Genomic DNA, 24186 nt, shown 5'->3' on the forward strand with positions numbered 1-24186 from the left:
CAAGGGGGCCTGCCGCATCTGTGGAAAACGCCGTGCGGGAGGATCGCGGACATGACAGCACTCGACCTCAGCAGCCCCGTGGCCGTCGTCGGCACCGGCACCATGGGCCAGGGCATCGCCCAGGTCGCTCTGGTCGCCGGCCACCCCGTGCGGCTGTACGACGCCGTCGCCGGGCGCGCCCGGGACGCGGCAGCGGCGATCGCCGCGCGCCTCGACCGGCTCGTGGACAAGGGCAGGCTCGGGGCCGCCGACCGGGATGCGGCCCGCGCCCGCCTGACGCCCGCGGAGAACCTCGCGGAGCTGGCGGACTGCGCCCTGGTCGTCGAGGCCGTCCTGGAGCGGCTGGACGTCAAGCAGCAGCTCTTCGGCGAGCTGGAGGACATCGTCGCCGAGGACTGCCTGCTCGCCACCAACACCTCCTCGCTGTCGGTGACGGCCATCGGCGGCGCCCTGCGCCGGCCCGGCCGTTTCGTGGGCCTGCACTTCTTCAACCCGGCCCCGCTCATGCCGCTGGTCGAAGTCGTCTCCGGGTTCGCCACCGACGTCACGTCGGCCACGCACGCGTACGAGACCGCCCGAGCCTGGGGCAAGACCCCGGTGGCCTGCGCCGACACCCCGGGTTTCATCGTCAACCGCATCGCCCGGCCGTACTATGCCGAGGCCTTCGCCGTCTACGAGGCCCAGGCCGCCGATCCGGCCACGATCGACGCGATCCTGCGTGAGTCCGGCGGCTTCAGGATGGGCGCCTTCGAGCTGACCGACCTCATCGGGCAGGACGTCAACGAGTCCGTCACCCACTCGGTGTGGCAGTCCTTCTTCCAGGACGTGCGCTTCACCCCGTCCCTCGCTCAGCGCCGGCTGGTGGAGTCCGGCCGCCTCGGCCGCAAGACGGGCCACGGCTGGTACGACCACGCCGAGGGCGCCGAGCGGCCCGAGCCGCACACCGCCGACAAGGAGCAGCCGCCCGCCTACGTCGTCGCCGAGGGCGGCCTCGGCCCGGCGGCCGAACTGCTCACGCTGATCCGCGAGGCGGGCATCCAGGTCCGCGAGGAGGCCGAGGACAACGGCACCCGCCTGGTGCTGCCCGGCGGCGGCCAGCTGGTGCTCGCGGACGGCCAGACCTCCGTGGAGTTCCGCGACGTCGTCTACTTCGACCTCGCCCTCGACTACCGCACCGCCACCCGCGTCGCCCTGTCCGCCTCCCAGGACACCTCGCCGCGCACCCTCGCCGAGGCCGTCGGCCTCTTCCAGGCCCTCGGCAAGGACGTCAGCGTCATCGGCGACGTCCCCGGCATGATCGTCGCACGCACGGTCGCCCGGATCATCGACCTGGCCCACGACGCCGTCGCCAAGGGCGTCGCCACCCAGGAGGACATCGACACGGCCATGCGCCTCGGGGTGAACTACCCGCTCGGCCCCTTCGAGTGGGACCGCAGGCTCGGACGTGAGTTCGCCTTCGACGTCCTGGACGAGATGCACGAGCGGGACCCCTCCGGACGCTACGCGCCCTCCCTCGCCCTCTACCGCCACGCGTATGCCATCGACGACAAGCGGGAGGGCACCTCATGACCACGGCCAAGCGCGACACCTACACGCCCGAGACGCTGCTCTCCGTAGCCGTCCAGGTGTTCAACGAGCGCGGATACGACGGCACCTCCATGGAGCACCTGTCCAAGGCGGCCGGCATCTCCAAGTCGTCGATCTACCACCACGTCAGCGGCAAGGAGGAACTGCTGCGCCGTGCCGTCAGCCGCGCCCTGGACGGGCTGTTCGCCATCCTGGATGAGGAGTACGCGCGCGTGGGGCGGGCCACCGACCGGCTGGAGCACGTCGTACGGCGCATGGTCGAGGTGCTCATAGGCGAGCTGCCGTACGTGACGCTGCTGCTGCGGGTGCGCGGCAACACCGCCACCGAGCGGTGGGCGCTGGAGCGGCGGCGCGACTTCGATCACCGGGTGGCGGAACTGCTGAAGGCCGCGGCGGCCGACGGGGACGTACGCGGCGACGTCGAGGTCCGGCTGGCCACCCGGCTGGTCTTCGGAATGATCAACTCGATCGTGGAGTGGTACCGGCCGGACCCGCGCGGCGTCGGCGAACGCGAGGTGGCCGACGCCGTGGTCAGGCTGGTCTTCGGGGGCCTCAAGCAGAGCTGAGTCAGTCTCCCCTGCTCACGTCTCCGGCTCCAGATCCTCCTCCTCGAACACCAGCAGCGTGCGGGTGCTGAGCACCTCGGGGATCGCCTGGAGCCTCGTGAGCACCAGCTCGCGCAGCGCCCGGTTGTCGGGCGTGTGCACCAGCAGCAGCACGTCGAAGTCACCACCCACGAGCGCGATGTGTGAGGCACCGGGCAGCTGCCTGAGCTGCTCGCGGACCGTGCGCCAGGTGTTCTGGACGATCTTCAGCGTGATGTACGCCGAGGTGCCGTGCCCCGCCCGCTCGTGGTCGACGCGCGCGCTGAAACCCCGGATCACCCCGTCCTCGACGAGCCGGTTGATACGCGCATAGGCGTTGGCGCGCGAGACGTGGACGCGCTCGGCCACGGACCGTATCGAGGCACGGCCGTCCGCCTGGAGGATTTTCAGGATGTCCTGATCGATGGCGTCGAGCGGGCGCGGCGGTGGCAGCGCCGTGCCGTCCAGCGGGCGTGACAGCGGGAACGTGGTGCCGTCCTGCGGTCCGTCGGCCATTTGTTCAGATGCCATTGCCCCCCGCTCCCTCGCCGTGGACGTCCTGCGTTCATTGCAGGCTCTGGAGAACCGTTTGTCCACAGCCTGGAGGGGGCTGTAGCCAAAATGTGCCAACGACCGAACAATCGGTTGGTGAGGCGCCTCACAGCCGACGCGCCTCCCGTAGCCGCTCCCACGAGGAGGTGCCGTCATGACGGTCATGGAGCAGCGGGGCGCGTACCGGCCATCGCCGCCGCCCGCCTGGCAGCCCCGTATGGACCCCGCGCCGCTGCTGCCCGACGCCGAGCCCTACCGCGTCCTCGGCACCGAGGCGGCCACCAAGGCCGACCCGGACCTGCTGCGCCGGCTCTACGCCCAGCTGGTGCGCGGCCGCCGCTACAACACGCAGGCCACCGCGCTCACCAAGCAGGGCCGCCTCGCCGTCTACCCCTCCAGCACCGGCCAGGAGGCCTGCGAGGTCGCCGCCGCCCTGGCCCTGGGAGAGCGCGACTGGCTCTTTCCCAGCTATCGCGACACCCTCGCCGTCGTCGCTCGGGGCGTGGATCCCGTCGAGGCCCTCACCCTGCTGCGCGGCGACTGGCACAGCGGCTACGACCCCTACGAACACCGGGTCGCCCCGCTCAGCACCCCGCTGGCCACCCAGCTGCCGCACGCCGTCGGCCTGGCGCACGCCGCCCGCCTCAAGGGCGACGACGTCGTCGCGCTCGCGATGGTCGGCGACGGCGGCACCAGCGAGGGCGACTTCCACGAGGCCCTGAACTTCGCCGCCGTCTGGCAGGCGCCGGTCGTCTTCCTCGTGCAGAACAACGGCTTCGCCATCTCCGTCCCGCTCGCCAAGCAGACCGCCGCGCCCTCCCTGGCCCACAAGGCCGTCGGATACGGCATGCCGGGCCGGCTGGTCGACGGCAACGACGCGGCGGCCGTGCACGAGGTCCTCAGCGACGCGGTACGGCACGCGCGCGCGGGCGGCGGACCGACCCTCGTGGAAGCGGTGACGTACCGCATCGACGCCCACACCAACGCCGACGACGCCACCCGCTACCGAGGCGACGCCGAGGTCGAGGCCTGGCGCGCCCACGACCCGATCGACCTGCTGGAACACGAGCTGACCGAGCGCGGGCTGCTCGACGAGGCCGGCATCGAGGCCGCCCGGAAGGATGCCGAGGCCATGGCAGCCTCGTTGCGCGAACGCATGAACCGCGACCCCGAACTGGACCCCATGGCCCTCTTCGACCATGTCTACGCCGAGACCACCGCCCAACTGCGCGAACAGCGCGCCCTGCTGCGGGCCGAGCTGGAAGCCGAGCAGGAGCGGCACGGCGAGCAGGAAGGCGGCGCCCGATGACCACCGTCGCCGTCAAACCCGCCACCATGGCGCAGGCCCTCACGCGCGCGATGCGCGACGCGATGGCCGCCGACCCGGCCGTGCACGTCATGGGCGAGGACGTCGGCACCCTCGGCGGTGTCTTCCGGGTCACCGACGGCCTCGCCAAGGAGTTCGGCGAGGACCGCTGCACCGACACCCCGCTCGCCGAGGCCGGCATCCTCGGCACCGCCGTCGGCATGGCCATGTACGGCCTGCGCCCGGTGGTGGAGATGCAGTTCGACGCCTTCGCCTACCCGGCGTTCGAGCAGCTCATCAGTCATGTCTCCCGGATGCGCAACCGCACGCGCGGCCGGATGCCGCTGCCCATCACCGTTCGCGTCCCCTACGGCGGCGGCATCGGCGGCGTCGAGCACCACAGCGACTCCTCCGAGGCCTACTACATGGCCACGCCTGGACTGCACGTGGTCACGCCCGCGACCGTCGCCGACGCCTACGGCCTGCTGCGCCAGGCCATCGCCTCCGACGACCCGGTCGTCTTCCTGGAACCCAAGCGGCTGTACTGGTCGAAGGACTCCTGGAACCCCGAGCACCCCACGGACGTGGAGCCCATCGGCCGTGCGGTGGTGCGCCGGCCGGGCCGCAGCGTCACGCTGATCACCTACGGCCCCTCCCTGCCGGTCTGCCTGGAGGCCGCCGAGGCCGCCCAGGCCGAGGGCTGGGACCTGGAGGTGATCGACCTGCGCTCGCTGGTGCCGTTCGACGACGAGACGGTCTGCGCGGCCGTACGACGCACCGGACGCGCGGTCGTCGTCCACGAGTCCACCGGGTTCGGCGGGCCGGGCGGCGAGATCGCGGCCCGGATCACCGAGCGCTGCTTCCACCACCTGGAGGCGCCGGTGCTGCGCGTGGCCGGCTTCGACATCCCCTACCCGCCGCCCATGCTGGAGCGGCACCACCTGCCCGGCGTCGACCGTATCCTGGACGCCGTGGCCCGGCTGCAGTGGGAGGCCGAGGGCTGATGGCACAGGTGCTGGAGTTCAAGCTCCCCGACCTCGGCGAGGGACTCACCGAGGCGGAGATCGTCCGCTGGCTGGTCCAGGTCGGTGACGTCGTCGCCGTCGACCAGCCGGTCGTCGAGGTCGAGACGGCCAAGGCGATGGTCGAGGTGCCCTGCCCGTACGGCGGTGTGGTCACCGCCCGCTTCGGCGAGGAGGGCACCGAACTGCCCGTCGGAGCACCCCTGTTGACAGTGGCGGTGGGACCGCAGGCCCCGGCCGGGGACGGCGAGGGGTCGGGCAACGTCCTGGTCGGATACGGCACCTCGGAAGCTCCGGCCCGGCGCCGGAGGGTGCGGCCGACGCCGCTGGTGACGGGTGCCGCGAACACCGGTGTGGACGGCGCACGGAGCACGAGCGCACCCTCCGGCACGGTCTCGGCCGGGCGGCAGCGCCCGGCTGCGGCCTTCGGGACGGCGCGACCGGACGGACCGGCCGCCTCCAACGGCACGGCGCCCACCGGGACGGCCCACGCGCGTGTGGACGCGTTCCGCGCCGAGGGCCCGGTCCCCGTGATCTCTCCCCTGGTCCGCCGGCTGGCCCGCGAGGGCGGCGTGGACCTGCGTCAGCTGGCGGGCTCGGGCCCGGACGGGCTGATCCTGCGCGCGGACGTCGAGGGCGCCCTGCGGGCCAGGGCCACCTCGGCGCCCGTGGCGCAGGAGCCGGTCCGCGCCGCGAGCCCGTCGGCAGCCGCAGCCTCGGCCACGCGCGCCGGGGGCACCCGCATCCCCCTCAAGGGCGTGCGCGGTGCCGTCGCCGACAAGCTCTCCCGCAGCCGCCGGGAGATCCCGGACACCACCTGCTGGGTCGACGCCGACGCGACCGAACTCATGCGCGCGCGTGCCGCGATGAACGCGGCCGGCGGACCGAAGATCTCCCTGCTCGCGCTGCTCGCCCGCATCTGCACGGCCGCGCTCGCCCGATTCCCCGAGCTGAACTCCTACGTCGACACCGAGGCCCGCGAGATCGTCCAGCTCGACCAGGTCCACCTCGGGTTCGCCGCGCAGACCGAACGCGGGCTCGTCGTGCCGGTCGTCCGGGACGCCCACGCGCGCGACGCCGAGGCACTGACCGCGGAGTTCGCCCGGCTCACCGAAGCCGCCCGCACCGGGACGCTCACCCCCGGGGAACTCACCGGCGGGACCTTCACGTTGAACAACTACGGCGTCTTCGGTGTCGACGGCTCCACGCCGATCATCAACCACCCCGAGGCGGCGATGCTCGGCGTCGGCCGGATCGTCCCCAAACCATGGGTCCACGAAGGCGAGCTGGCCGTGCGTCAGGTCGTGCAGCTCTCGCTCACCTTCGACCACCGGGTGTGCGACGGCGGCACGGCGGGCGGCTTCCTGCGGTACGTGGCGGACTGCGTGGAACAGCCGGCGGTGCTCCTGCGCACCCTGTGACGCACGCGGGGCCCGGAAGAAGGGCCCCGCGGAAGATATGACCCACGCCCCTCGGGACATACTCGGGGGGTGACCGACAATGCCCTCGCCGCTCCCGGGACGCCCGTGCCGTACGACGCCGTCGTGCTGGCCGGCGGCGCCGCCCGGCGGCTCGGCGGCGCCGACAAGCCCGGTCTGCGGGTCGGCGGCCGGGCGCTGCTCGACCGGGTGCTCGCGGCCTGCGCGGGCGCCGGCACGACCGTCGTGGTGGCCGACCGGCGGCCCACCGCGCGGCCGGTGCGCTGGGCGCGCGAGGAGCCGCCGGGTGCGGGACCGGTCGCGGCGCTGGACGCCGGCCTGCGGCACACCACCGCCGAACACGCGGTCGTCCTCTCCGCCGACCTGCCCTTCCTCCGGCCGGCGACGCTGCAACGCCTGTTGACCGCCCTCGGCGACACCGGCGCCGATGGTGCGCTGCTCACCGATGCCGACGGCCGCGACCAGCCGCTCGTGGCCGCCTACCGCACCGCCGCGCTCCGCCGCGAACTGGCCGCCCTCGCGGCCGGACCCGACGGCCTGACCGGACTGCCCCTGCGCCGGCTGACCGGCGCCCTCAGCCTCACCCGCGTCCCGGACCCCCTCGCGTCCTTCGACTGCGACACCTGGGACGACCTCGTCAACGCCAGGGCACGCATCAGGGAGCATGGGCACGTGCTGGATGAATGGATCTCCGCAGTCAAGGACGAGCTGGGCATCGACCTGGACGTCGACACCGGCGTGCTGCTCGACCTGGCCCGTGACGCCGCGCACGGCGTGGCCCGGCCCGCAGCCCCGTTGACCACCTTCCTCGTCGGCTACGCCGCGGCCCAGGGCAAGGGCGGCCCCGACGCGGTCGCCGAGGCCGCCCGCAAGGCGGCCGCGCTCGCGCTGCGCTGGGGGGAAGAGAACGGCGGGGGCGGGAAAGAGAACAGCGGGGGCCCGAGCGCCCCGGACGCCGGATGACCGCCCCCGGAACCCGGGCCGGAGCGCCCGCCGAGGACAGCCACGACCTCGACGTCGAGGAGGCCCTGGCTCTCGTGAGGGAAGCCAAGGACGACCGCGCGGGCCAGGTCCCCGCTCCGGCACCCGAAGCGCACGGCGAGCGGCACCGGGCCACCCCCTGGGCCGGGGCCCGCGAGATCGCCGCCCGCGCCGCACGCGCCCGGACCCGCCGCGCCCCCGTCTCCATGCCGCTCGGCGACGCCCTCGGCCTGGTCCTGGCCGCCCCGCTCGACGCGCTCACCGACCTGCCCTCCTTCGACACCTCCGCGATGGACGGCTGGGCGGTCGCCGGACCCGGACCCTGGGACGTACGGGACGAGGGCGTGCTCGCCGGGCACGCGCAGCCCGAGCCGCTCACCGACGGCGAGGCGGTCCGGATCGCCACCGGTGCCCGCATCCCGGCCGACACCACCGCCGTCCTGCGCAGCGAGCACGGCCGTACCGACGCACAGGGGCGGCTCCACGCCACGCGCGAGATCGTGCACGGCCAGGACATCCGCCCGCGCGCCCAGGAGTGCCGCAGCGGCGACCAGCTGCTGCCGGTCGGCACCCGGGTCACCCCCGCCGTCCTGGGGCTCGCTGCGGCGGCCGGATACGACACCGTCACCGCCGTACCGCGGCCCCGCGCCGAAGTCCTCGTGCTCGGCGACGAACTGCTGGCCGAGGGACTGCCGCGCGACGGGCTGATCCGGGACGCGCTCGGCCCCATGCTGCCGCCGTGGCTGCGCGCGCTCGGCGCCGAGGTCGTTGCGGTGCGCCGGATCGGCGACGACGCCGAGACCCTGTGCCGGGCCGTCACCGGCTCCGCGGCCGACCTCATCGTCACCACGGGCGGCACCGCGGGCGGACCCGTCGACCACGTCCACCCCATCCTGGAACGCATCGGCGCCGAACTCCTCGTCGACGGCGTCAAGGTGCGGCCCGGCCATCCCATGCTGCTCGCCCGCACCAAGGACGCCCAGCACCTCGTCGGCCTGCCCGGCAACCCCCTCGCGGCCGTCTCCGGCCTGCTCACGCTCGCCGAGCCCCTTCTGCGCACGCTGGCCGCCCACCCGGCCCCCGAGCGGTACACGCTGCCGCTCAGCGAGGCGGTCCAGGGGCATCCGTACGACACCCGGCTGATCCCCGTGGTGCTGCGCGGCGACCGTGCCGTACCGCTGCACTACAACGGGCCGGCCATGCTCCGCGGCATCGCCGCCGCCGATGCGCTGGCCGTCGTACCGCCGGGCGGAGCACGGCAGGGTGAGGAGACGGAACTCCTGGATCTGCCGTGGGCGACCGCCGGAATCGAGGTGTGTTTCACGTGAAACGTCCGGTGTTGCACGGGATGAGGTGGGCCGGCGGGTGACCATCGTGCGGGCGTATTCGCGCTAGCGGGTCTGCCCCGGAGACGCCATCCCCGAGGAGTAGCGTCACGGGCATGTATGCGATCACGATTCCCGAACCTGGTGGTCCCGAGGCGCTGGTGTGGGCGGAGGTCCCCGATCCGGTGCCCGGCGAGGGCGAGGTGCTGGTCGAGGTGGTGGCCAGCGCCGTCAACCGAGCCGACATCCTGCAGCGGCAGGGCTTCTACAACCCGCCGCCCGGTGCCTCCGCCTACCCCGGCCTTGAGTGCTCCGGCAGGATCGCCGCGCTCGGGTCCGGAGTGTCCGGCTGGGCCGTCGGCGACGAGGTGTGCGCTCTGCTCTCGGGCGGCGGGTACGCCGAGAAGGTCGTCGTACCGGCCGGGCAGTTGCTGCCCGTGCCCGAGGGGGTCGACCTCAAGCGGGCGGCCGCGCTGCCCGAGGTCGTCTGCACGGTCTGGTCCAACGTGTTCATGATCGCCCATCTGCGGCCCGGTGAGACACTGCTTGTGCACGGCGGGTCCAGCGGCATCGGCACCATGGCGATCCAGCTCGCCAAGGCCGTCGGGGCCAAGGTCGCGGTGACGGCCGGCACGAAGGAGAAGCTGGAGCGGTGCGCCGAGCTGGGCGCGGACATTCTCATCAACTACCGCGAGCAGGACTTCGTCGCCGAGATCGAGCAGGCCACTGGGGGTGCGGGGGCCGACGTCATCCTCGACAACATGGGCGCGAAGTATCTGGACCGCAATCTCCAGGCGCTTGCCGTCAGTGGGCGGCTCGCCATCATCGGTATGCAGGGCGGGGTGAAGGGGGAGCTGAACATCGGCACGCTGTTGAGCAAGCGGGCCGCGATCAGTGCCACCTCCCTGCGGGCGCGTCCGCTGAGCGAGAAGGCGGCGATCGTGGCCGCGGTGCGGGAGCATGTGTGGCCGTTGCTGGCCGGGGGGCATGTGCGGCCGGTGGTGGATCGGGAGGTGCCGATGGCCGAGGCGGCCGAGGCGCATCGAGTGGTGGAGGCCAGCGGGCATGTGGGGAAGGTGCTGCTGGTGGCGGCGTAAGGCCGGGGACGTCTTAGCGCTGGGGAGTCCATGACGCCGGCGAGCTGGAGCGGTGCTGGGTGCCGGGCTCGGGGTTGTCGCCGGGTGCCCGAGTGCCGGTTCGGCGGTGCGGCCGGCAGCGGCCGGGCCGGTCAGTCTCTGCGGAGTCGGAGGCCCAGAAGGGCCAGGGCCAGGCCCAGGCCTATGAGCACCAGACCGGTGCCCAGGGGCAGTATCTGGAAGACCGGCCCCGAGGTGTTCTCGTGCTGGGGGGCGGCGTTCCGGGGCGGGGGGTGGTCGAGGCCCGCCTCGTCGGGGACCGTCGAGGCCGTAGGCGTCGTGGTCGGGAGCTGTGCGGTCTCCGGTTCCTCCGCCCGACCGGCGCCCGGGGCCCGGGTGGGGACGGGGTCGTCGTCGCCCTCCACCTCGGCCGCGGGGCCGTCCGGCCGGCCCGGCCGCATCCGCCCCTCGCCGGCCCGGCTGCCCGCACGGGTCGGCTCGACGACCGTCGGACGGTACGAGGCGGAGGCGGAATCGGAGGGTATGGGGGGGATCGGGATCATGGGGGAGACGGGCGAGGGCCCGACAGCCGGGGAATGGCTGTGACGGTGACCGTGAACGGGAATCCGGCCGTGATCGGGGCCGCTGGAGTATGGGGGCTCCGGGGTGGCGCCGGTCATGGGTTCGCGGCCTCCGTGCGCCGAGTGTCCGGGGCGGTCCGCGGTTCCGCGTGCGGGGTGGTCCGCGCCGTAGGGAGTCGGCTGGTCCGCGGGCCCGGGTGTGGCGGATCTTCTTGGGCCGGGGTGGGTGGTGTACGCCGTCGTGGTGTGCTCGGTGAGCGCGTCGTACGCGGGCAGGGCCACCGCGAGGACGAGAAGCAGCCGTATGCAGAGGCGTGTGGTGCGCAGCCATGGAGTCACGTCGGTGACCTCCCGGAGCCCGGATGTCGTGATCGATGGTTGACCGACGGAGATAAGCCTCACATTCAAGGGCGATCGGGGCATTTCAGAGTGGGCCGTCGGGTCTAAACGGTGGATCAGCCCTAAGAGGGGGCACGACGGTGATGAGGTATACGGGTGCGAGAGAATGGCGGCATGGAGATGCCGAGGAACGAACGGTCGCCGGAAAACCCTCAGATCCTCGTCGTAGGCCAGGACGGGATGGCGCTCGGCGGCGGCAACGGGGACATGGAGTCCCGTGAGACCCCGGTGACGGAGCAGGTGGAACAGCCGGCCAAGGTGATGCGGATCGGCAGCATGATCAAGCAGCTCCTGGAGGAGGTGCGCGCGGCTCCTCTGGACGAGGCGAGCCGGGTGCGGCTGAAGGAGATCCACGCCAGCTCGGTGAAGGAGCTGGAGGACGGCCTCGCGCCGGAGCTGGTCGAGGAACTCGAGCGGCTGTCCCTTCCGTTCACCGACGACGCCACCCCGAGCGACGCGGAACTGCGCATCGCGCAGGCGCAGTTGGTGGGCTGGCTGGAAGGCCTCTTCCACGGGATCCAGACGACGCTGTTCGCCCAGCAGATGGCCGCGCGGGCCCAGTTGGAGCAGATGCGCCGCGCACTTCCGCCCGGGGTGACGGGACACGAGGGCGGCGACGACCCGCGCGCCGGCGGCCGGGCCGGCGGCCCGTACCTTTAACGACCCAGGCCGTACCCGAAACGACCGGGGCCCGGCACGGAAAGTGCCGGGCCCGACCTTGTGCGAGAGGCCTGTCACACGTCAGTCCCGGGTTGAGCGGGCCGACGGATCTCGCGGCGTACTCAGCTGGGATTGCCCGTCGAGACGCTCAGCTCGATGGTGCCCGGGTTCTTCGGGTCGATCTCCGCGCCGGCGGCGGGGAATTGGTCCAGCACGGTGCCGTCGCCCCAGGTGTTGTCGGCCTCGGGCTTGACCTTGTACTGCCATTTCGCGGCCTGGAAGCACGCCTTCACCGAGTCGATGTCCTTGTACCGGAAGTCGGGCAGTTGCACTTTCTTCGCGTCGTTCCAGGACTCCGTCGGGTCCGTGCACTTGGTCTTGTCGATCACCCGGGTCCGGTCCGGCCCGCGGTAGCCCGCCTGGTGGGAGGCGGACGCCGAGGCGCTCGCGCCGCCGCCCCCGCCCTTGTCGTCACCGCCGCTGTTGTTCAGCGTCAGCGCGACGATCAGGGCGACGACCGCGACGAGCGACACCGCGACCGAGCCGATGATCACCGGCCTGTTGCTCTTGCCACCGCCGGAGCCCGGAGCGGACGGCTGCCCGGCCGTCTGCGGCGACATGACGTACGGCGGCGGGGTCGGCGCGGCCTGCGGAGCCTGCGGGCCGTACCCCATCGAGGGCGGCGTCTGGTAGCCGCCCGGCTGCCCGTGCTGGGGATAGCCGTAGGCCGGGGCCGGCGTCTGCGGGGCGCCGTACGGGCCCGGCTGGTACGGCGCCTGGACCGGGCCGGGGGCCGGCTGGGCGGTCCGGTCGACCGGCGGGAAGACCGCGGAGCCGACGCCCGCGCCGCTCTGCGTCGGCCCGGCGCCCGGCACGATGCTCGGCGCGGCCGCCTGGAAGGACGCGGCGACGCGCAGACACTCGTCGCGCATGGCCTCGGCGGTCGGGAAGCGCTCGTTCGGGTTCTTCTTCAGCGCGCGGGCGACCAGCGCGTCCACCGCGGGCGGCAGCGCACGATTGATCGAGGAGGGCGCGACCGGCTCCTCCTGCACATGCGCGTACGCGATCGCGAGCGGCGAGTCCGCGTCGAACGGCAGCCGCCCGGTGACCAGCTGGAACAGCATGATGCCGACCGAGTACAGGTCGGAACGGGCGTCCACGCCACGGCCGAGGGCCTGCTCGGGCGACAGATACTGCGGGGTGCCGACGACCATGCCGGTCTGCGTCATCGACGTCACACCGGACTGCATGGCGCGGGCGATGCCGAAGTCCATGACCTTGACCACGCCGCGCTTGGTCACCATCACGTTGCCCGGCTTGATGTCGCGGTGGACCAGCCCCATCTCGTGGCTGATCTCCAGCGCGGCCAGCACGTCCGCGGTGACCTTCAGCGCCCTGTCCGCGGGCATCGCGCCGTACTGCCGGATGTCCTGCTCCAGGACCGAGCCCAGCGGGCGGCCCTCGACGTACTCCATGACGATGTACGGAGTCGTCAGACCGCCGAGATCGTCCTCGCCGGTGTCGAAGACCGACACGATGTTGGTGTGCGTGAGCTTCGCCACGGCCTGGGCCTCACGGCGAAAGCGCTCACGGAAGGCCTGTTCCCGGCCGAGTTCCGTGTGGAGGGTCTTGATCGCGACCTGGCGGTCGAGCACGGCGTCGTACGCCAGGTGCACCGAGGCCATGCCGCCCTCGCCGAGCAGGTCCCGCAGCTGGTATCGGCCGCCGGCCAGCGACTGCCCCGTGTACCGGCCGTGTGCGCCGTCCTGGCTCATCTCTCCGTGTCCCCCACTGGCCGTCCGGCACCTTCGCTCATCGCACGGGCCTTGATCGAATGTGTCATTCCCGGCCAAGTCTGCCCCAGGGCACTGACACGTCAAGCTCGGTGCCCGTTCCGTGACCGTACGCGCAAGAAGCGCCGTGCAAGCGTTACAGGGGGCGTACGACCGCCACACAGAATTTGCACGACAGCGCGTGCTACAGGTTTCATGGCCGGTCAGGCTTCGGCCGGTCCCGGTTCCGGTTCCGGACCGGTGGCTCATGCCGAGGCTGTAGCGTGGCCGACGGAGACCGTGACAACACCGCGCATACCGCGGGCAGAAACGACGGCGAGGACTGATGGACCAGACGCAGCGCGCCCAGGGCCCGTCCGACCCCGAGGCGAGTGGCGGCGGTATGTCGGATGCGCCGGAGATGTGGGGCAACGGAGGGCTCGTCGGCGACGGCCGGTACCGGCTGACCCACCGGCTGGGCCGGGGCGGCATGGCCGAGGTGTTCGCGGCCGAGGACGTACGGCTGGGCCGTACCGTCGCGGTCAAGCTGCTCCGCGCGGACCTGGCCGAGGACCCGGTCTCCAAGGCCCGCTTCACGCGTGAGGCGCAGTCCGTCGCCGGCCTCAACCACCACGCGATCGTCGCCGTGTACGACTCCGGCGAGGACTTCGTCGGCGGCCAGTCCGTGCCGTACATCGTGATGGAGCTGGTCGAGGGCCGCACCATCCGCGATCTGCTGCTGAACGCCGAGGCGCCGGGTCCCGAGCAGGCCCTGATCATCGTCTCCGGGGTGCTCGACGCGCTCGCCTACTCGCATCAGCACGGCATCGTGCACCGCGACATCAAGCCCGCCAACGTGATCATCACGAACAGCGGCGCCGTCAAGGTGATGGACTTCGGCATCGCGCGCGCCCTGCACGGCGCGTCGACAACGATGACACAGACCGGCATGGTCATGGGCACGCCGCAGTACCTCTCCCCGGAGCAGGCGCTCGGCAAGGCCGTGGACCACCGCTCCGACCTGTACGCGACCGGCTGCCTCTTGTACGAACTCCTCGCGCTGCGGCCGCCGTTCACCGGCGAGACCCCGCTGTCCGTGGTCTACCAGCACGTCCAGGACATCCCCACCCCGCCCTCCGCGGTTTCCGACGGCTGCCCGCCGGAGCTGGACGGCCTGGTCATGCGCTCGCTCGCCAAGGAGCCGGACGACCGCTTCCAGACGGCCGAGGAGATGCGCGGCCTGGTCCAGTACGGTCTGCAGATGCTGTACGACCAGGGCGGGCACACCGGCACCTGGAACACCGGCCCGGTGGAGGCGCACGACGGCCGGCACACCCCGGCGGGCGGCTTCACCGGGACGACCGTGATGCAGCACCCGGGCGACTTCGGCTCCGGGACGGCGCAGATCCCGCAGCCGATGCTGCCGCACGGTTACGGCAACGGCGACGACGGCGGCTTCGAGGGGCACGGCAACAAGGGCAGCGGCCGCGGCAAGCTGTGGATCCTCGCCGTGCTCGCGGTGATCGCGATCGCGGCCGGTGTCGCGTTTGCACTGAACCACAACACCGGCGGCACCGGTACGGGCACCGACACCACGCCGCCGGCGACGCAGTCCCAGAGCACCAAGGACGACACGACCTCACCGACCCCGTCGGACAACACCACGGACCAGCCCTCGGACACGGCCACCGACAACGGCTCGGGCTCGACCTCGGGCGGTTCCGACTACACCCCGTCGGACCCGCAGACCTCGCAGTCGCAGAGCACGGGGCCGACGGACCAGCCGACGGACACGCAGACCGCGCCGTCGCAGTCCCAGAGCCCCACTGGCGGCGGCACGGACAGCGGCACGACCACCGGCGGCACGAACACCGGTGGCACCGGCCCCACCGGCCCCACCGACCCCACCGGCACCACCAACGGCGGTACCACCGTCGGGAACGCGGCGGACGGCGGCGTGGGCAACACCACCGGCTGAACGACTCCGGCACCGCCCTCCACGGCGTCCTGCTGAGCCGGCCCTGGCAGGGCAGGCGCCGTCACTCGGTGAACGCGTCGCACACCGCGTCGTACTCGCGTGTCCACCACACCACGAGCGCCGACGCGGCCGGGAACTGGCAGTCCGCGCGCGTGTCACCGCGTTCGTAGTGCCAGCGCAGCATCCAGAAGTCGTTCAGCCGCTCCCACCACACCCGGTGCACGGCCGCCGCCAGCTCGGCGGCCCTGGCGCCGGCCGCGCGCCGGTACGCGCGCGCGTACGCGCGTACCTTCGGCAGGTCCAGGGTGCCCGCGGGGCGTACGAAGAAGATCGCCGCGGCGCGTACGGCCTCCTCCGCGCGGGGCTGCACACCCAGCCGGTCCCAGTCGACGATGGCCGCCGGGGTGCCGTCCTTGTAGAGCACGTTGAACGGGTGGAAGTCGCCGTGCACCCAGCCCACCGGCCCGCCGCGCGGCGGGCGCCGGTCCGTGTGCTGCTCCAGGAGCGTCCGGCGTTCCAGCAGCCGGTGCCGGGCCAGCTCGTCGAAGGCGTCGGCGGGGCGGTGCCGGCGCACATGGGCGAGCAGGTCGTCGATGAGCATGAAGGTGTCGGCGGGGTCCGCGCTCTCCACGGGGTGGGGGCTCGTGGCCGGACGTGTGCGCCCCTTGGGTGGCATCACACGCTCAAGGCAGGCGTGCACGGCGCCTAGGAGCGCCCCGAGGCGTGCGCTCTCCCCCCGCGTGAGCTGTCCGCCGTGGCGGTGCCTGCCGTCGATCCAGGGGTGCAGGGCGTAGGCGTGGCCGCCGACGACGGCGACCGTACGGCCCTCGCGGTGCGCGAGCGGCACGGCGACGGGGACGCCGAGGTCGGCCAGGCGCTGGGTGGCGCGGTGCCGGCGCTCGATGGCTGCCGGGTCGGCGGTGTCCGGATCGAAATGGTGCTTGAGGAAATAGCGGCCGCGGGTGGTGCGCAGCCGGTAGCCGCGGTTCAGCAGGCCCTGGTCGACCGGCTCACAGGTGAGGGCGGTACCGGCGGCGTACAGGCGCAGCAGGGCGCCCAGAGGGGGCGCGAGGGACACAAGGGGTGGTACACATGAGCGCGGCACGCCGCAGATGTTAGGGCACGAAAAACCGCCGTGAGCTGGGGCTTGTCACAGACGGTCGCCGGTGATCGCTTTCGGTCACTCGATGAGCATGCCGTGGGCTTTTGTCAAACGGTTCCGCTGCTTCCGTCCTTCTCGCCCTGGATACGGATGACATAAGCGGCGCAGCCGGGTTCACACGCAAACAATTCGACTCTTCCCGTGACACGGGTGAGCGGGTTAACGTTCCGTTGCTTCGGCGTTGAAGCAGGGCTGTGACCAGCACGCTTCCACACCTCCCCGATTTACTTGGAAATCCAAGCAAAATCGCAGGTCAGGTGGGGTTTCACAGAAATGTGGAGCACTGGGTAACGTGATGGTTGCAGGGCGCTCGCCGGGGCACCTGTCACGCCTGTACCCGGCCGAGTGGCACCCACCCCGTGCCCGGTGGTCGAAACAGGTGAGCCGCACTGGCCTACCGGCAACCCCGGGGGCCGGAACGACGGAGGAGCACACGTGACCGTGGACAGCAGTGCCGCGCGCAAGCCGCGACGCAGCGCCGCAGGCAAGGCCGGCACCACCGGCAGCAAGACCACCCGCACCACCCGCGCCGCCGCGAAGAAGAGCACCGAACCGGAGCTCGTACAGCTGCTGACGCCGGAGGGCAAGCGGGTCAAGAACGCCGAGTACGACGCCTACGTCGCCGGCATCACCCCCGAAGACCTGCGCGGCCTGTACCGCGACATGGTGCTCACCCGCCGCTTCGACGCCGAGGCCACCGCCCTGCAGCGCCAGGGCGAGCTGGGACTGTGGGCCTCCCTGCTGGGCCAGGAGGCCGCCCAGATCGGCTCCGGCCGGGCGCTGCGCGACGACGACTACGTCTTCCCGACCTACCGTGAACACGGCGTCGCCTGGTGCCGCGGCGTCGACCCGACCAACCTGCTCGGCATGTTCCGCGGCGTGAACAACGGCGGCTGGGACCCCAACGGCAACAACTTCCACCTGTACACGATCGTCATCGGCTCCCAGACGCTGCACGCCACCGGCTACGCGATGGGCGTGGCCAAGGACGGCGCCGACAGCGCGGTCATCGCCTACTTCGGCGACGGCGCGAGCAGCCAGGGCGACGTGGCCGAATCGTTCACCTTCTCCGCGGTCTACAACGCGCCCGTCGTGTTCTTCTGCCAGAACAACCAGTGGGCGATCTCCGAGCCGACCGAGAAGCAGAGCCGTGTGCCGCTCTACCAGCGCGCGCAGGGCTTCGGTTTCCCGGGCGTGCGCGTGGACGGCAACGACGTGCTGGCCTGCCTCGCGGTCACCAAGTGGGCGCTGGAGCGCGCCCGCAGCGGCGAGGGCCCCACCCTGGTCGAGGCGTACACCTACCGCATGGGTGCCCACACCACCTCCGACGACCCCACCCGCTACCGCGGCGACGAGGAGCGGCTGGCCTGGGAGGCGAAGGACCCGATCCTGCGCCTTCGCCGGTACCTGGAGGCCTCAAACCACGCGGACGAGGGATTCTTCGCGGAACTCGAGGCCGAGTCCGAGGCGTTGGGCAAACGAGTGCGCGAAGCGGTCCGTGCCATGCCCGACCCGGACCACTTCGCCATCTTCGAGAACGTGTACGCGGACGGGCACGCGCTCGTCGACGAGGAACGAGCGCAGTTCGCCGCCTACCAGGCGTCGTTCGCTGACGCAGCTGAAGGGGGTCGCTGAGATGGCCGAGAAGATGGCGATGGCAAAGGCCATCAACGAGTCGCTGCGCCGCGCCCTGGACGAGGACCCCAAGGTCCTCGTCATGGGTGAGGACGTCGGCAAGCTCGGCGGCGTGTTCCGGGTGACGGACGGCCTCCAGAAGGACTTCGGCGAGAGCCGCGTCATCGACACCCCGCTGGCCGAGTCCGGCATCGTCGGCACCGCGATCGGTCTGGCGCTGCGCGGCTACCGCCCGGTGGTGGAGATCCAGTTCGACGGCTTCGTCTTCCCGGCCTACGACCAGATCGTCACTCAGCTCGCGAAGATGCACGCGCGCTCGCTGGGCAAGGTCAAGATGCCGGTCGTCGTCCGCATCCCCTACGGCGGCGGCATCGGCGCGGTCGAGCACCACTCGGAGTCCCCCGAGGCGCTGTTCGCGCACGTGGCGGGCCTGAAGATCGTGTCTCCGTCGAACGCGTCGGACGCGTACTGGATGATGCAGCAGGCCATCCAGAGCGACGACCCGGTGATCTACTTCGAGCCCAAGCGCCGCTACTGGGACAAGGCCGAGGTGGACGTCGAGGCGATCCCCGCCCCGCTGCACAAGGCCCAGGTCGTCCGCGAGGGCACCGACCTCACCCTGGCGGCGTACGGCCCGATGGTGAAGCTCTGCCAGGAGGTCGCGGCGGCCGCGGCCGAGGAGGGCAAGTCCCTGGAGGTCCTGGACCTGCGCTCGGTGTCGCCGCTGGACTTCGACGCCATCCAGGCCTCGGTGGAGAGGACCCGCCGTCTGGTCGTGGTCCACGAGGCACCGGTGTTCTTCGGCTCCGGCGCGGAGATCGCCGCCCGGATCACCGAGCGCTGCTTCTACCACCTGGAGGCACCGGTCCTGCGGGTCGGCGGCTACCACGCCCCCTACCCGCCGGCCCGCCTGGAGGAGGAGTACCTGCCGGACCTGGACCGCGTGCTCGACGCCGTCGACCGCTCGCTGGCGTACTGAGGAGAAGGTCGTGACGACGATGACGGAAGCGTCCGTACGCGAGTTCAAGATGCCGGACGTCGGCGAGGGACTCACCGAGGCCGAGATCCTCAAGTGGTACGTCCAGCCGGGTGACACGGTCACCGACGGTCAGGTGGTGTGCGAGGTCGAGACCGCCAAGGCGGCCGTCGAACTGCCCATCCCCTACGACGGGGTGGTCCGCGAACTCCACTTCCCCGAGGGCACCACGGTCGACGTGGGCACGTCCATCATCGCGGTGGCGGTGGCCGGCGCGGAAGCCGCCGAGGCCCCGGTCGAGCAGCCGCAGACAGCTGTTGAGGAGCCCGAGCCCGAGGCCAAGCCGCAGGGCCGCCAGCCGGTCCTGGTCGGGTACGGCGTGTCGACGTCCTCCACCAAGCGCCGCCCCCGCAAGGGTCCCGAGGTCACGGTCCCGGCGCCGGCCCAGGCGATCCAGACCGAGCTGAACGGCCACGGCCATGGCGCGGTCGCCGAGAGGCCCCGCCCGCTGGCCAAGCCGCCGGTGCGCAAGCTGGCCAAGGACCTCGGCGTCGACCTCGCCACGATCACCCCGTCCGGCCCGGACGGCATCATCACCCGCGACGACGTCCACGCGGCGGCCACGCCGAAGCAGGCGGAGCCGACGCCGACCCCGGTCGCCGCGGCTCCGGTGACGCCGGCCCCCGTCGCGTCCTACGACGGCGCTCGCGAGACCCGCATCCCGGTCAAGGGCGTCCGCAAGGCCACGGCGGCGGCGATGGTCGGCTCGGCCTTCACCGCGCCGCATGTCACGGAGTTCGTGACGGTCGACGTGACCCGCACGATGAAGCTGGTCGAGGAGCTGAAGCAGGACAAGGAGATGCAGGGCCTGCGGGTCAACCCGCTGCTGCTGATCGCCAAGGCCCTGCTGGTCGCCATCAAGCGCAACCCGGAGATCAACGCGTCCTGGGACGAGGCCAACCAGGAGATCGTGCACAAGCACTACGTCAACCTGGGCATCGCGGCGGCCACCCCGCGCGGCCTGATCGTGCCGAACATCAAGGACGCGCACGACAAGACGCTCCCGCAGCTGGCGGAGGCGCTCGGCGAGCTGGTCTCGACGGCCCGCGAGGGCAAGACGTCCCCGGCGGCCATGCAGGGCGGCACGGTGACCATCACCAACGTCGGCGTCTTCGGCGTCGACACCGGCACGCCGATCCTCAACCCGGGCGAGTCGGCGATCCTCGCGGTCGGCGCGATCAAGCTCCAGCCCTGGGTCCACAAGGGCAAGGTCAAGCCGCGTCAGGTGACGACGCTGGCGCTGAGCTTCGACCACCGCCTGGTCGACGGCGAGCTGGGCTCGAAGGTGCTGGCGGACGTGGCGGCGATTCTGGAGGAGCCGAAGAGGCTGATCACCTGGGCGTGACGGCTCCGGGTGGGTAGCGTTGGCGCCTGGGGGCGGCGGCCGCAAATTCGTCTTGCGGCCGCCCCCTCTGCTCTTCGGAGTTGTTCAGGGCTGGTTCAGCACGTACACCGGCGCCCCGTCCTCGGCTCCGCCGCGCGATCGGATGCAGGCGTGTTTGCGCAGCAGCCGCAGACATTCGTTGACGCGATGCACCGAGAGGCCCGTACGGGCCGCGATCGATTCGAGCGACTCGCGCAGCTCGCCCTTCTCCACGAGAACCGGGGCGATGACCACGGCCACGGTCCATACGTCGGTCGTGACGGAGAGGCGTTGCCGCCAGTCGGCCAGTACGGAAGCCGTGGCGGGCAGCACACCGGCGTGCCCACCGGGCGTCCGAGAGCTCGACACCAGGGCGTCGAGCCGGTCCGCGATCCGTTCCATCGCCCGGACCATGGCCTGCTGCACGGCGAGGGTGGCTTTCTGCGTGGCCGGCATCTCGCGCTGCAGAGCCAGCTTTTCCCTCCGCAGAACCAGCGTTTCCTCCTGCAGCCCGATCGATTTGTGCTGACCGTTCGCCAACTCCTCGTCCAGCTGAAAATCGTGCGCCTCGAGGCGGACGATGGCCTCGGCGACCTGCGCGGGCATGGCGTACGCGATCGGAGCGCCCGGCTCGAGGGGCTGCACCTCGGCCTCTTCCAGGGTGTAGGAACCCTCCCGCTGCACGGTCTCGATCACTTCCACGGCCCACTGCTTGAAAGGGGCGGCAGCAGGTTTCGTGCATGCAGTGACGAGATGGAGCAGCCCTTGAAGGTCGAGGAGATTCAGGTCTCGACGCCACTCCCTGCCTGCGGGAATGCCGAGACCGTATCGTCCGCTCACGGTCTCGAGACTGTCTCGGTGCTCTTGGGGAACGTGATCATAGAGTGCCTTGGTCGGACTGGTGTGCCCCAGTTCCCTGCACACATCCACCGCCGGAAACCAGTGACTTCCGTCCGGCATGGTCAGCCGCCGCACACGGGCTCCGGTCGCCGCGTACACGAAGTCGCTGATGTCGATCGCCTCGTGCCGTTCGGACGAGTCGGGTCGCTTGCTGGGTTCGCTCATGTGAACCACCTCCGCAGCGGAACGTAGAGCGGAGAAATTCGAATATGCCAGCTGCAACAGTGATGTTCACGATTGGGGGTGAAATCTGCGGGAAACTCCGGACACCTGCGGCTCAACACGTTTGGGGGAGCAGCCGGCACGGCACCCCGCGTTCCTTGGCTCCGCCGTTTCCGTCCGGTTTCAACCGGTACAAGTGGGCCTTCGGTGCACGCGTCACCGCCTCCGTCAGGGCGCCACCGGTGAAAAGCGCGCCGACGCCGTCCTCCACCGCCCAGCCGGCCGACAGCTCACCGGTGGCCACTGCCGCTTGGTAGCCGGAGCGCCGGCCCGGCTCGCTGTCGTAGTGCGGGCAGACCGAGCCTGGCAGCAGGCCGAGTCCGTCCGGCAGAAAGGTGAGCGGACCGAAGGAGTCGGTGTGTGAGCCCTCGGCCCAGCAGTTGGCGCCGGCGCTGATGCCGCACAGCAGTGTTCCGCGGTCGTAGGCCTCGCGCAGCAGTCGGTCCACGCCGTGCACTCGCCACACCGCCAGCAGGCTCGCGGTGTTGCCGCCCCCTACATATACGACGTCCTGGGAGAGGAGGAAGGCCCGTAGTGCCTTGTCGTCGTGTTCCCGTTGGAACAGCGGCAGAACGCCGGGCTCGCAGGCGCGTGACCGGAATGCGGTGAGGAATCGGTCGATGTAGGCCGGGGCGTCTCCGCTTGCCGTGGGGATGAAGCACACCTTGGGCCGTGAAGCGCGCGCGTGACCCAGCAGCCAGTCGTCCAGCAACCCGTCGTCATCGGTGGAGAAGCCACCGCCGAGAAGAGCCAGACGGGGTGTGGTTGCGACAGACACGGATGCGCCTCCTCGGCCGGTCACGAAAGCGGACGGTGCCTCGGACCATGCCCTGCCCTCGAAGGTCTTTGCCATCGATATAGAAGCCGTACCTTCCTCGCAGCCGTTGATCGTCAACTGCCGTAGATTTGGCGCATGGTAACGGGGGAGAAGGCCGCAGCTCGGCACGCGAGACCCACAGCGGAAGCGGGCGTCGGGCGGGCCTCTGTGCTCATGGCCGGGGGGACCGTCGTATCGCGGGCCAGCGGGCTGATCCGTCAGGTGCTGCAAGGAGCCGCGCTCGGGACGGGGCTGCTCGCGACCACGTACAACACCGCCAACACCGTGCCGACCAGCCTGTACACCCTGCTGATCGGTGGGGCGCTGAACGCCGTGCTGGTGCCGCAGCTGGTGCGCGCCCGGGCCACCCATGCCGATGGCGGGCGGGCGTACGAGCAGCGGCTCGTGACTCTCGTCGTCAGTGTGCTGGCCGTTGGGACCGTGCTCGCCGTGTGGGCGGCGCCGGAGATCGTGAGCCTGTACATAAGGGACACGCCCAAGGAGCACGCGGCGTACCGGCTGACCGTCGTCTTCGCCCGGTTCCTGCTTCCGCAGATCTTCTTCTACGGGCTGTTCGCCATCCTCGGCCAAGTGCTGAACGCTCGTGAGAAGTTCGGCGCCATGATGTGGACGCCCGTGCTCAACAATGTCGTCCTCGTGGCGATGTTCGGCGTCTACCTCGGGATGATGACCGTCCCGCACTCGGTCGCCGACGTCACCGACGCCGAGGTCCGCTGGCTCGGCATCGGCACGACTCTCGGGATCGCCGTGCAGGCCCTCGCGCTCATCCCCTTCGCCCGCGCCGCAGGCTTCCGCTTCCGGCCCCGTTTCGACTGGCGCGGCGCGGGACTCGGCTCCGGGATCCACGCGGCCAAGTGGACGCTGCTGTTCGTGCTGACCAATCTGGTCGCCCTCACCGTCGTCACCAACTACGCCAACGCCGCCGACCAGCGGCTGCCGAAGGCGGGCGTGGGCTACACGGCGTACAGCTACGCGCAGACCATCTGGATGCTGCCCCAGTCAATCGTCACCGTCTCGCTCGTCACCGCTCTGCTGCCGCGCATGAGCAAGGCGGCGGCCGAGGGACGGATCGCTGATCTGCGTGCCGATCTGTCCCGGGCGCTGCGGGTCAGCGGAGTCGTGATCGTCCCGGCGGCCTTCCTGTTCACCGCACTCGGACCGGACATCGCCGTCCTCCTCTTCGCCCACGGCGCCGCCGACGCCGCCACGGCCCAGCCCCTGGGGCACATGCTCCAGGCCTTCGGGCTCGGCCTGATCCCGTTCTCCGCGCAGTACCTGCTGCTGCGTGGCTTCTACGCCTTCGAGGACACCCGTACGCCGTTCTTCATGGCCGTGTGGATCGGGGTCGTCGACATCGCGCTCGCCACCGCCTGCCATGTGCTCCTGCCCGCGCGGTGGGCGGTCACCGGCATGGCCGGCGCCTACACCGTCTCCTACTTCGCCGGGCTCGTCCTCACCGCCCGTCTGCTGGGCCGCCGCACCGGCGGCCGGCTGGACGATGGCACCCTGCGCGGCACCTACGGCAAGCTGCTGTGCGCCGGAGGCGTCGCGGCGGTCGCAGGCTGGGCGGCGGCGCGGGGCTGTGCCGGGGTGGTGGGGCACGGCACGGCGGGGGCGGTCCTGGCAACCACCACCGGCACGCTGGTACTCGCCGTTGTCCATCTGCTGCTGGCCAGGGTGTTGAGGATTGGCGAGCTTCGGCGGATTCCCGGCTTTCGCTGACAGTGCATGCCACTAATTGCCGTATCGCGCACCATCCCTGATGTCG

The 24186-nt window shown here is 71.5% G+C and carries 20 protein-coding genes; 14 read left to right on the forward strand and 6 right to left on the reverse strand.

The annotated features are described in order from the left end of the window. Positions 1-51: 51 nt before the first annotated feature. Together ACFYOH_RS09535 and ACFYOH_RS09540 are read left to right on the forward strand one after the other, a co-directional pair. Positions 52-1569 (forward strand): 3-hydroxyacyl-CoA dehydrogenase, encoded by a 1518-nt coding sequence (locus tag ACFYOH_RS09535; RefSeq protein WP_388622920.1) that lies wholly within the window; start codon positions 52-54, stop codon positions 1567-1569. Further along, on the forward strand, positions 1566-2153 hold the full coding sequence (locus tag ACFYOH_RS09540) for a TetR/AcrR family transcriptional regulator (protein WP_388622922.1): 588 nt from the start codon (positions 1566-1568) through the stop codon (positions 2151-2153). The genes ACFYOH_RS09535 and ACFYOH_RS09540 overlap by 4 nt, the downstream gene beginning before the upstream one ends. A 15-nt stretch (positions 2154-2168) precedes the next feature. Here the strand turns inward: ACFYOH_RS09540 and ACFYOH_RS09545 are convergent, their stop codons facing one another. After that, entirely contained in the window at positions 2169-2687 is a 519-nt protein-coding gene (locus ACFYOH_RS09545) for an Lrp/AsnC family transcriptional regulator (RefSeq protein ID WP_388623852.1), read from the reverse strand. Positions 2688-2877: 190 nt separating this feature from the next. Between ACFYOH_RS09545 and pdhA (ACFYOH_RS09550) the strand changes: the two genes are divergently transcribed. From pdhA (ACFYOH_RS09550) to ACFYOH_RS09575, 6 genes are all read left to right on the forward strand, one after another. After that, complete coding sequence (gene pdhA, locus ACFYOH_RS09550) at positions 2878-4032, forward strand: pyruvate dehydrogenase (acetyl-transferring) E1 component subunit alpha (protein ID WP_388622925.1); 1155 nt, start codon at positions 2878-2880, stop codon at positions 4030-4032. Further along, on the forward strand, positions 4029-5033 hold the full coding sequence (locus tag ACFYOH_RS09555; RefSeq protein WP_388622928.1) for an alpha-ketoacid dehydrogenase subunit beta: 1005 nt from the start codon (positions 4029-4031) through the stop codon (positions 5031-5033). The genes pdhA (ACFYOH_RS09550) and ACFYOH_RS09555 overlap by 4 nt, the downstream gene beginning before the upstream one ends. Continuing rightward, on the forward strand, positions 5033-6472 hold the full coding sequence (locus tag ACFYOH_RS09560) for a dihydrolipoamide acetyltransferase family protein (protein ID WP_388622931.1): 1440 nt from the start codon (positions 5033-5035) through the stop codon (positions 6470-6472). Before ACFYOH_RS09555 ends, ACFYOH_RS09560 begins: the two co-directional genes overlap by 1 nt. Before the next feature lie 69 nt (positions 6473-6541). Then, positions 6542-7453, forward strand: coding sequence for an NTP transferase domain-containing protein (locus ACFYOH_RS09565; RefSeq protein WP_388622934.1), 912 nt, complete (start codon positions 6542-6544; stop codon positions 7451-7453). Continuing rightward, on the forward strand, positions 7450-8799 hold the full coding sequence (locus ACFYOH_RS09570) for a molybdopterin molybdotransferase MoeA (RefSeq protein WP_388622936.1): 1350 nt from the start codon (positions 7450-7452) through the stop codon (positions 8797-8799). Before ACFYOH_RS09565 ends, ACFYOH_RS09570 begins: the two co-directional genes overlap by 4 nt. A 113-nt stretch (positions 8800-8912) precedes the next feature. Continuing rightward, positions 8913-9893 carry an NAD(P)H-quinone oxidoreductase gene (locus ACFYOH_RS09575; RefSeq protein ID WP_388622938.1) on the forward strand — a complete coding sequence of 327 codons (981 nt, stop codon included), beginning with the start codon at positions 8913-8915 and terminating at the stop codon, positions 9891-9893. A 131-nt stretch (positions 9894-10024) separates the two neighbouring features. Here the strand turns inward: ACFYOH_RS09575 and ACFYOH_RS09580 are convergent, their stop codons facing one another. Continuing rightward, positions 10025-10792: a hypothetical protein gene (locus ACFYOH_RS09580; protein ID WP_388622941.1), complete on the reverse strand. Its 768-nt coding sequence runs from the start codon at positions 10790-10792 to the stop codon at positions 10025-10027. A gap of 174 nt (positions 10793-10966) precedes the next feature. Between ACFYOH_RS09580 and ACFYOH_RS09585 the strand changes: the two genes are divergently transcribed. After that, the gene (locus ACFYOH_RS09585; RefSeq protein ID WP_388622944.1) at positions 10967-11512 is read left to right on the forward strand and encodes a bacterial proteasome activator family protein; all 546 of its coding nucleotides are present in this window, start codon (positions 10967-10969) and stop codon (positions 11510-11512) included. A gap of 122 nt (positions 11513-11634) precedes the next feature. On the opposite strand, the gene ACFYOH_RS09590 is transcribed toward ACFYOH_RS09585, so the two are convergent. Next, a complete protein-coding gene (locus ACFYOH_RS09590; protein ID WP_388622946.1) occupies positions 11635-13287 on the reverse strand; it encodes a protein kinase in 1653 nt (550 codons plus the stop codon). Between the two features lie 343 nt (positions 13288-13630). Here ACFYOH_RS09590 and ACFYOH_RS09595 point away from each other — a divergent pair, with 343 nt between their 5' ends. Next, positions 13631-15262 carry a protein kinase gene (locus ACFYOH_RS09595; RefSeq protein ID WP_388622949.1) on the forward strand — a complete coding sequence of 544 codons (1632 nt, stop codon included), beginning with the start codon at positions 13631-13633 and terminating at the stop codon, positions 15260-15262. Between the two features lie 61 nt (positions 15263-15323). Here ACFYOH_RS09595 and ACFYOH_RS09600 read toward each other — a convergent pair whose 3' ends face one another. Continuing rightward, complete coding sequence (locus tag ACFYOH_RS09600; RefSeq protein ID WP_388623855.1) at positions 15324-16340, reverse strand: phosphotransferase; 1017 nt, start codon at positions 16338-16340, stop codon at positions 15324-15326. A gap of 519 nt (positions 16341-16859) precedes the next feature. Between ACFYOH_RS09600 and pdhA (ACFYOH_RS09605) the strand changes: the two genes are divergently transcribed. Genes pdhA (ACFYOH_RS09605) through ACFYOH_RS09615 form a run of 3 tightly spaced genes read left to right on the forward strand, consistent with a single transcriptional unit; the run spans position 16860 to position 20440 of the window. Continuing rightward, positions 16860-18059, forward strand: coding sequence for a pyruvate dehydrogenase (acetyl-transferring) E1 component subunit alpha (gene pdhA / locus ACFYOH_RS09605; protein WP_388622952.1), 1200 nt, complete (start codon positions 16860-16862; stop codon positions 18057-18059). Position 18060: 1 nt separating this feature from the next. Then, complete coding sequence (locus tag ACFYOH_RS09610) at positions 18061-19038, forward strand: alpha-ketoacid dehydrogenase subunit beta (RefSeq protein WP_388622954.1); 978 nt, start codon at positions 18061-18063, stop codon at positions 19036-19038. Between the two features lie 10 nt (positions 19039-19048). Further along, complete coding sequence (locus ACFYOH_RS09615; RefSeq protein ID WP_388622957.1) at positions 19049-20440, forward strand: dihydrolipoamide acetyltransferase family protein; 1392 nt, start codon at positions 19049-19051, stop codon at positions 20438-20440. Between the two features lie 84 nt (positions 20441-20524). Here the strand turns inward: ACFYOH_RS09615 and ACFYOH_RS09620 are convergent, their stop codons facing one another. Both ACFYOH_RS09620 and ACFYOH_RS09625 read right to left on the reverse strand, forming a co-directional pair. After that, entirely contained in the window at positions 20525-21523 is a 999-nt protein-coding gene (locus ACFYOH_RS09620; RefSeq protein ID WP_388622959.1) for a Bro-N domain-containing protein, read from the reverse strand. A gap of 112 nt (positions 21524-21635) precedes the next feature. Continuing rightward, a complete protein-coding gene (locus ACFYOH_RS09625; protein WP_388622962.1) occupies positions 21636-22358 on the reverse strand; it encodes a Type 1 glutamine amidotransferase-like domain-containing protein in 723 nt (240 codons plus the stop codon). Positions 22359-22571: 213 nt separating this feature from the next. On the opposite strand from ACFYOH_RS09625, the gene murJ reads away from it, so the two are divergent. After that, complete coding sequence (murJ, locus tag ACFYOH_RS09630) at positions 22572-24140, forward strand: murein biosynthesis integral membrane protein MurJ (protein ID WP_388622965.1); 1569 nt, start codon at positions 22572-22574, stop codon at positions 24138-24140. Positions 24141-24186: the final 46 nt, after the last annotated feature.

Source organism: Streptomyces sp. NPDC007856, assembly GCF_042868225.1.
Classification (GTDB): domain Bacteria; phylum Actinomycetota; class Actinomycetes; order Streptomycetales; family Streptomycetaceae; genus Streptomyces.

Excerpts from the sequence above, each read along its gene's own strand:
- ACFYOH_RS09535 (WP_388622920.1), top strand. The coding sequence starts at position 52 with ATGACAGCACTCGACCTCAGCAGCCCCGTGGCCGTCGTCGGCACCGGC.
- ACFYOH_RS09540 (WP_388622922.1), top strand. The coding sequence starts at position 1,566 with ATGACCACGGCCAAGCGCGACACCTACACGCCCGAGACGCTGCTCTCC.
- ACFYOH_RS09545 (WP_388623852.1), bottom strand. The coding sequence starts at position 2,687 with ATGGCCGACGGACCGCAGGACGGCACCACGTTCCCGCTGTCACGCCCG.
- pdhA (WP_388622925.1), top strand. The coding sequence starts at position 2,878 with ATGACGGTCATGGAGCAGCGGGGCGCGTACCGGCCATCGCCGCCGCCC.
- ACFYOH_RS09555 (WP_388622928.1), top strand. The coding sequence starts at position 4,029 with ATGACCACCGTCGCCGTCAAACCCGCCACCATGGCGCAGGCCCTCACG.
- ACFYOH_RS09560 (WP_388622931.1), top strand. The coding sequence starts at position 5,033 with ATGGCACAGGTGCTGGAGTTCAAGCTCCCCGACCTCGGCGAGGGACTC.
- ACFYOH_RS09570 (WP_388622936.1), top strand. The coding sequence starts at position 7,450 with ATGACCGCCCCCGGAACCCGGGCCGGAGCGCCCGCCGAGGACAGCCAC.
- ACFYOH_RS09575 (WP_388622938.1), top strand. The coding sequence starts at position 8,913 with ATGTATGCGATCACGATTCCCGAACCTGGTGGTCCCGAGGCGCTGGTG.
- ACFYOH_RS09585 (WP_388622944.1), top strand. The coding sequence starts at position 10,967 with ATGGAGATGCCGAGGAACGAACGGTCGCCGGAAAACCCTCAGATCCTC.
- ACFYOH_RS09590 (WP_388622946.1), bottom strand. The coding sequence starts at position 13,287 with ATGAGCCAGGACGGCGCACACGGCCGGTACACGGGGCAGTCGCTGGCC.
- ACFYOH_RS09595 (WP_388622949.1), top strand. The coding sequence starts at position 13,631 with ATGGACCAGACGCAGCGCGCCCAGGGCCCGTCCGACCCCGAGGCGAGT.
- ACFYOH_RS09610 (WP_388622954.1), top strand. The coding sequence starts at position 18,061 with ATGGCCGAGAAGATGGCGATGGCAAAGGCCATCAACGAGTCGCTGCGC.
- ACFYOH_RS09620 (WP_388622959.1), bottom strand. The coding sequence starts at position 21,523 with ATGAGCGAACCCAGCAAGCGACCCGACTCGTCCGAACGGCACGAGGCG.
- murJ (WP_388622965.1), top strand. The coding sequence starts at position 22,572 with ATGGCCGGGGGGACCGTCGTATCGCGGGCCAGCGGGCTGATCCGTCAG.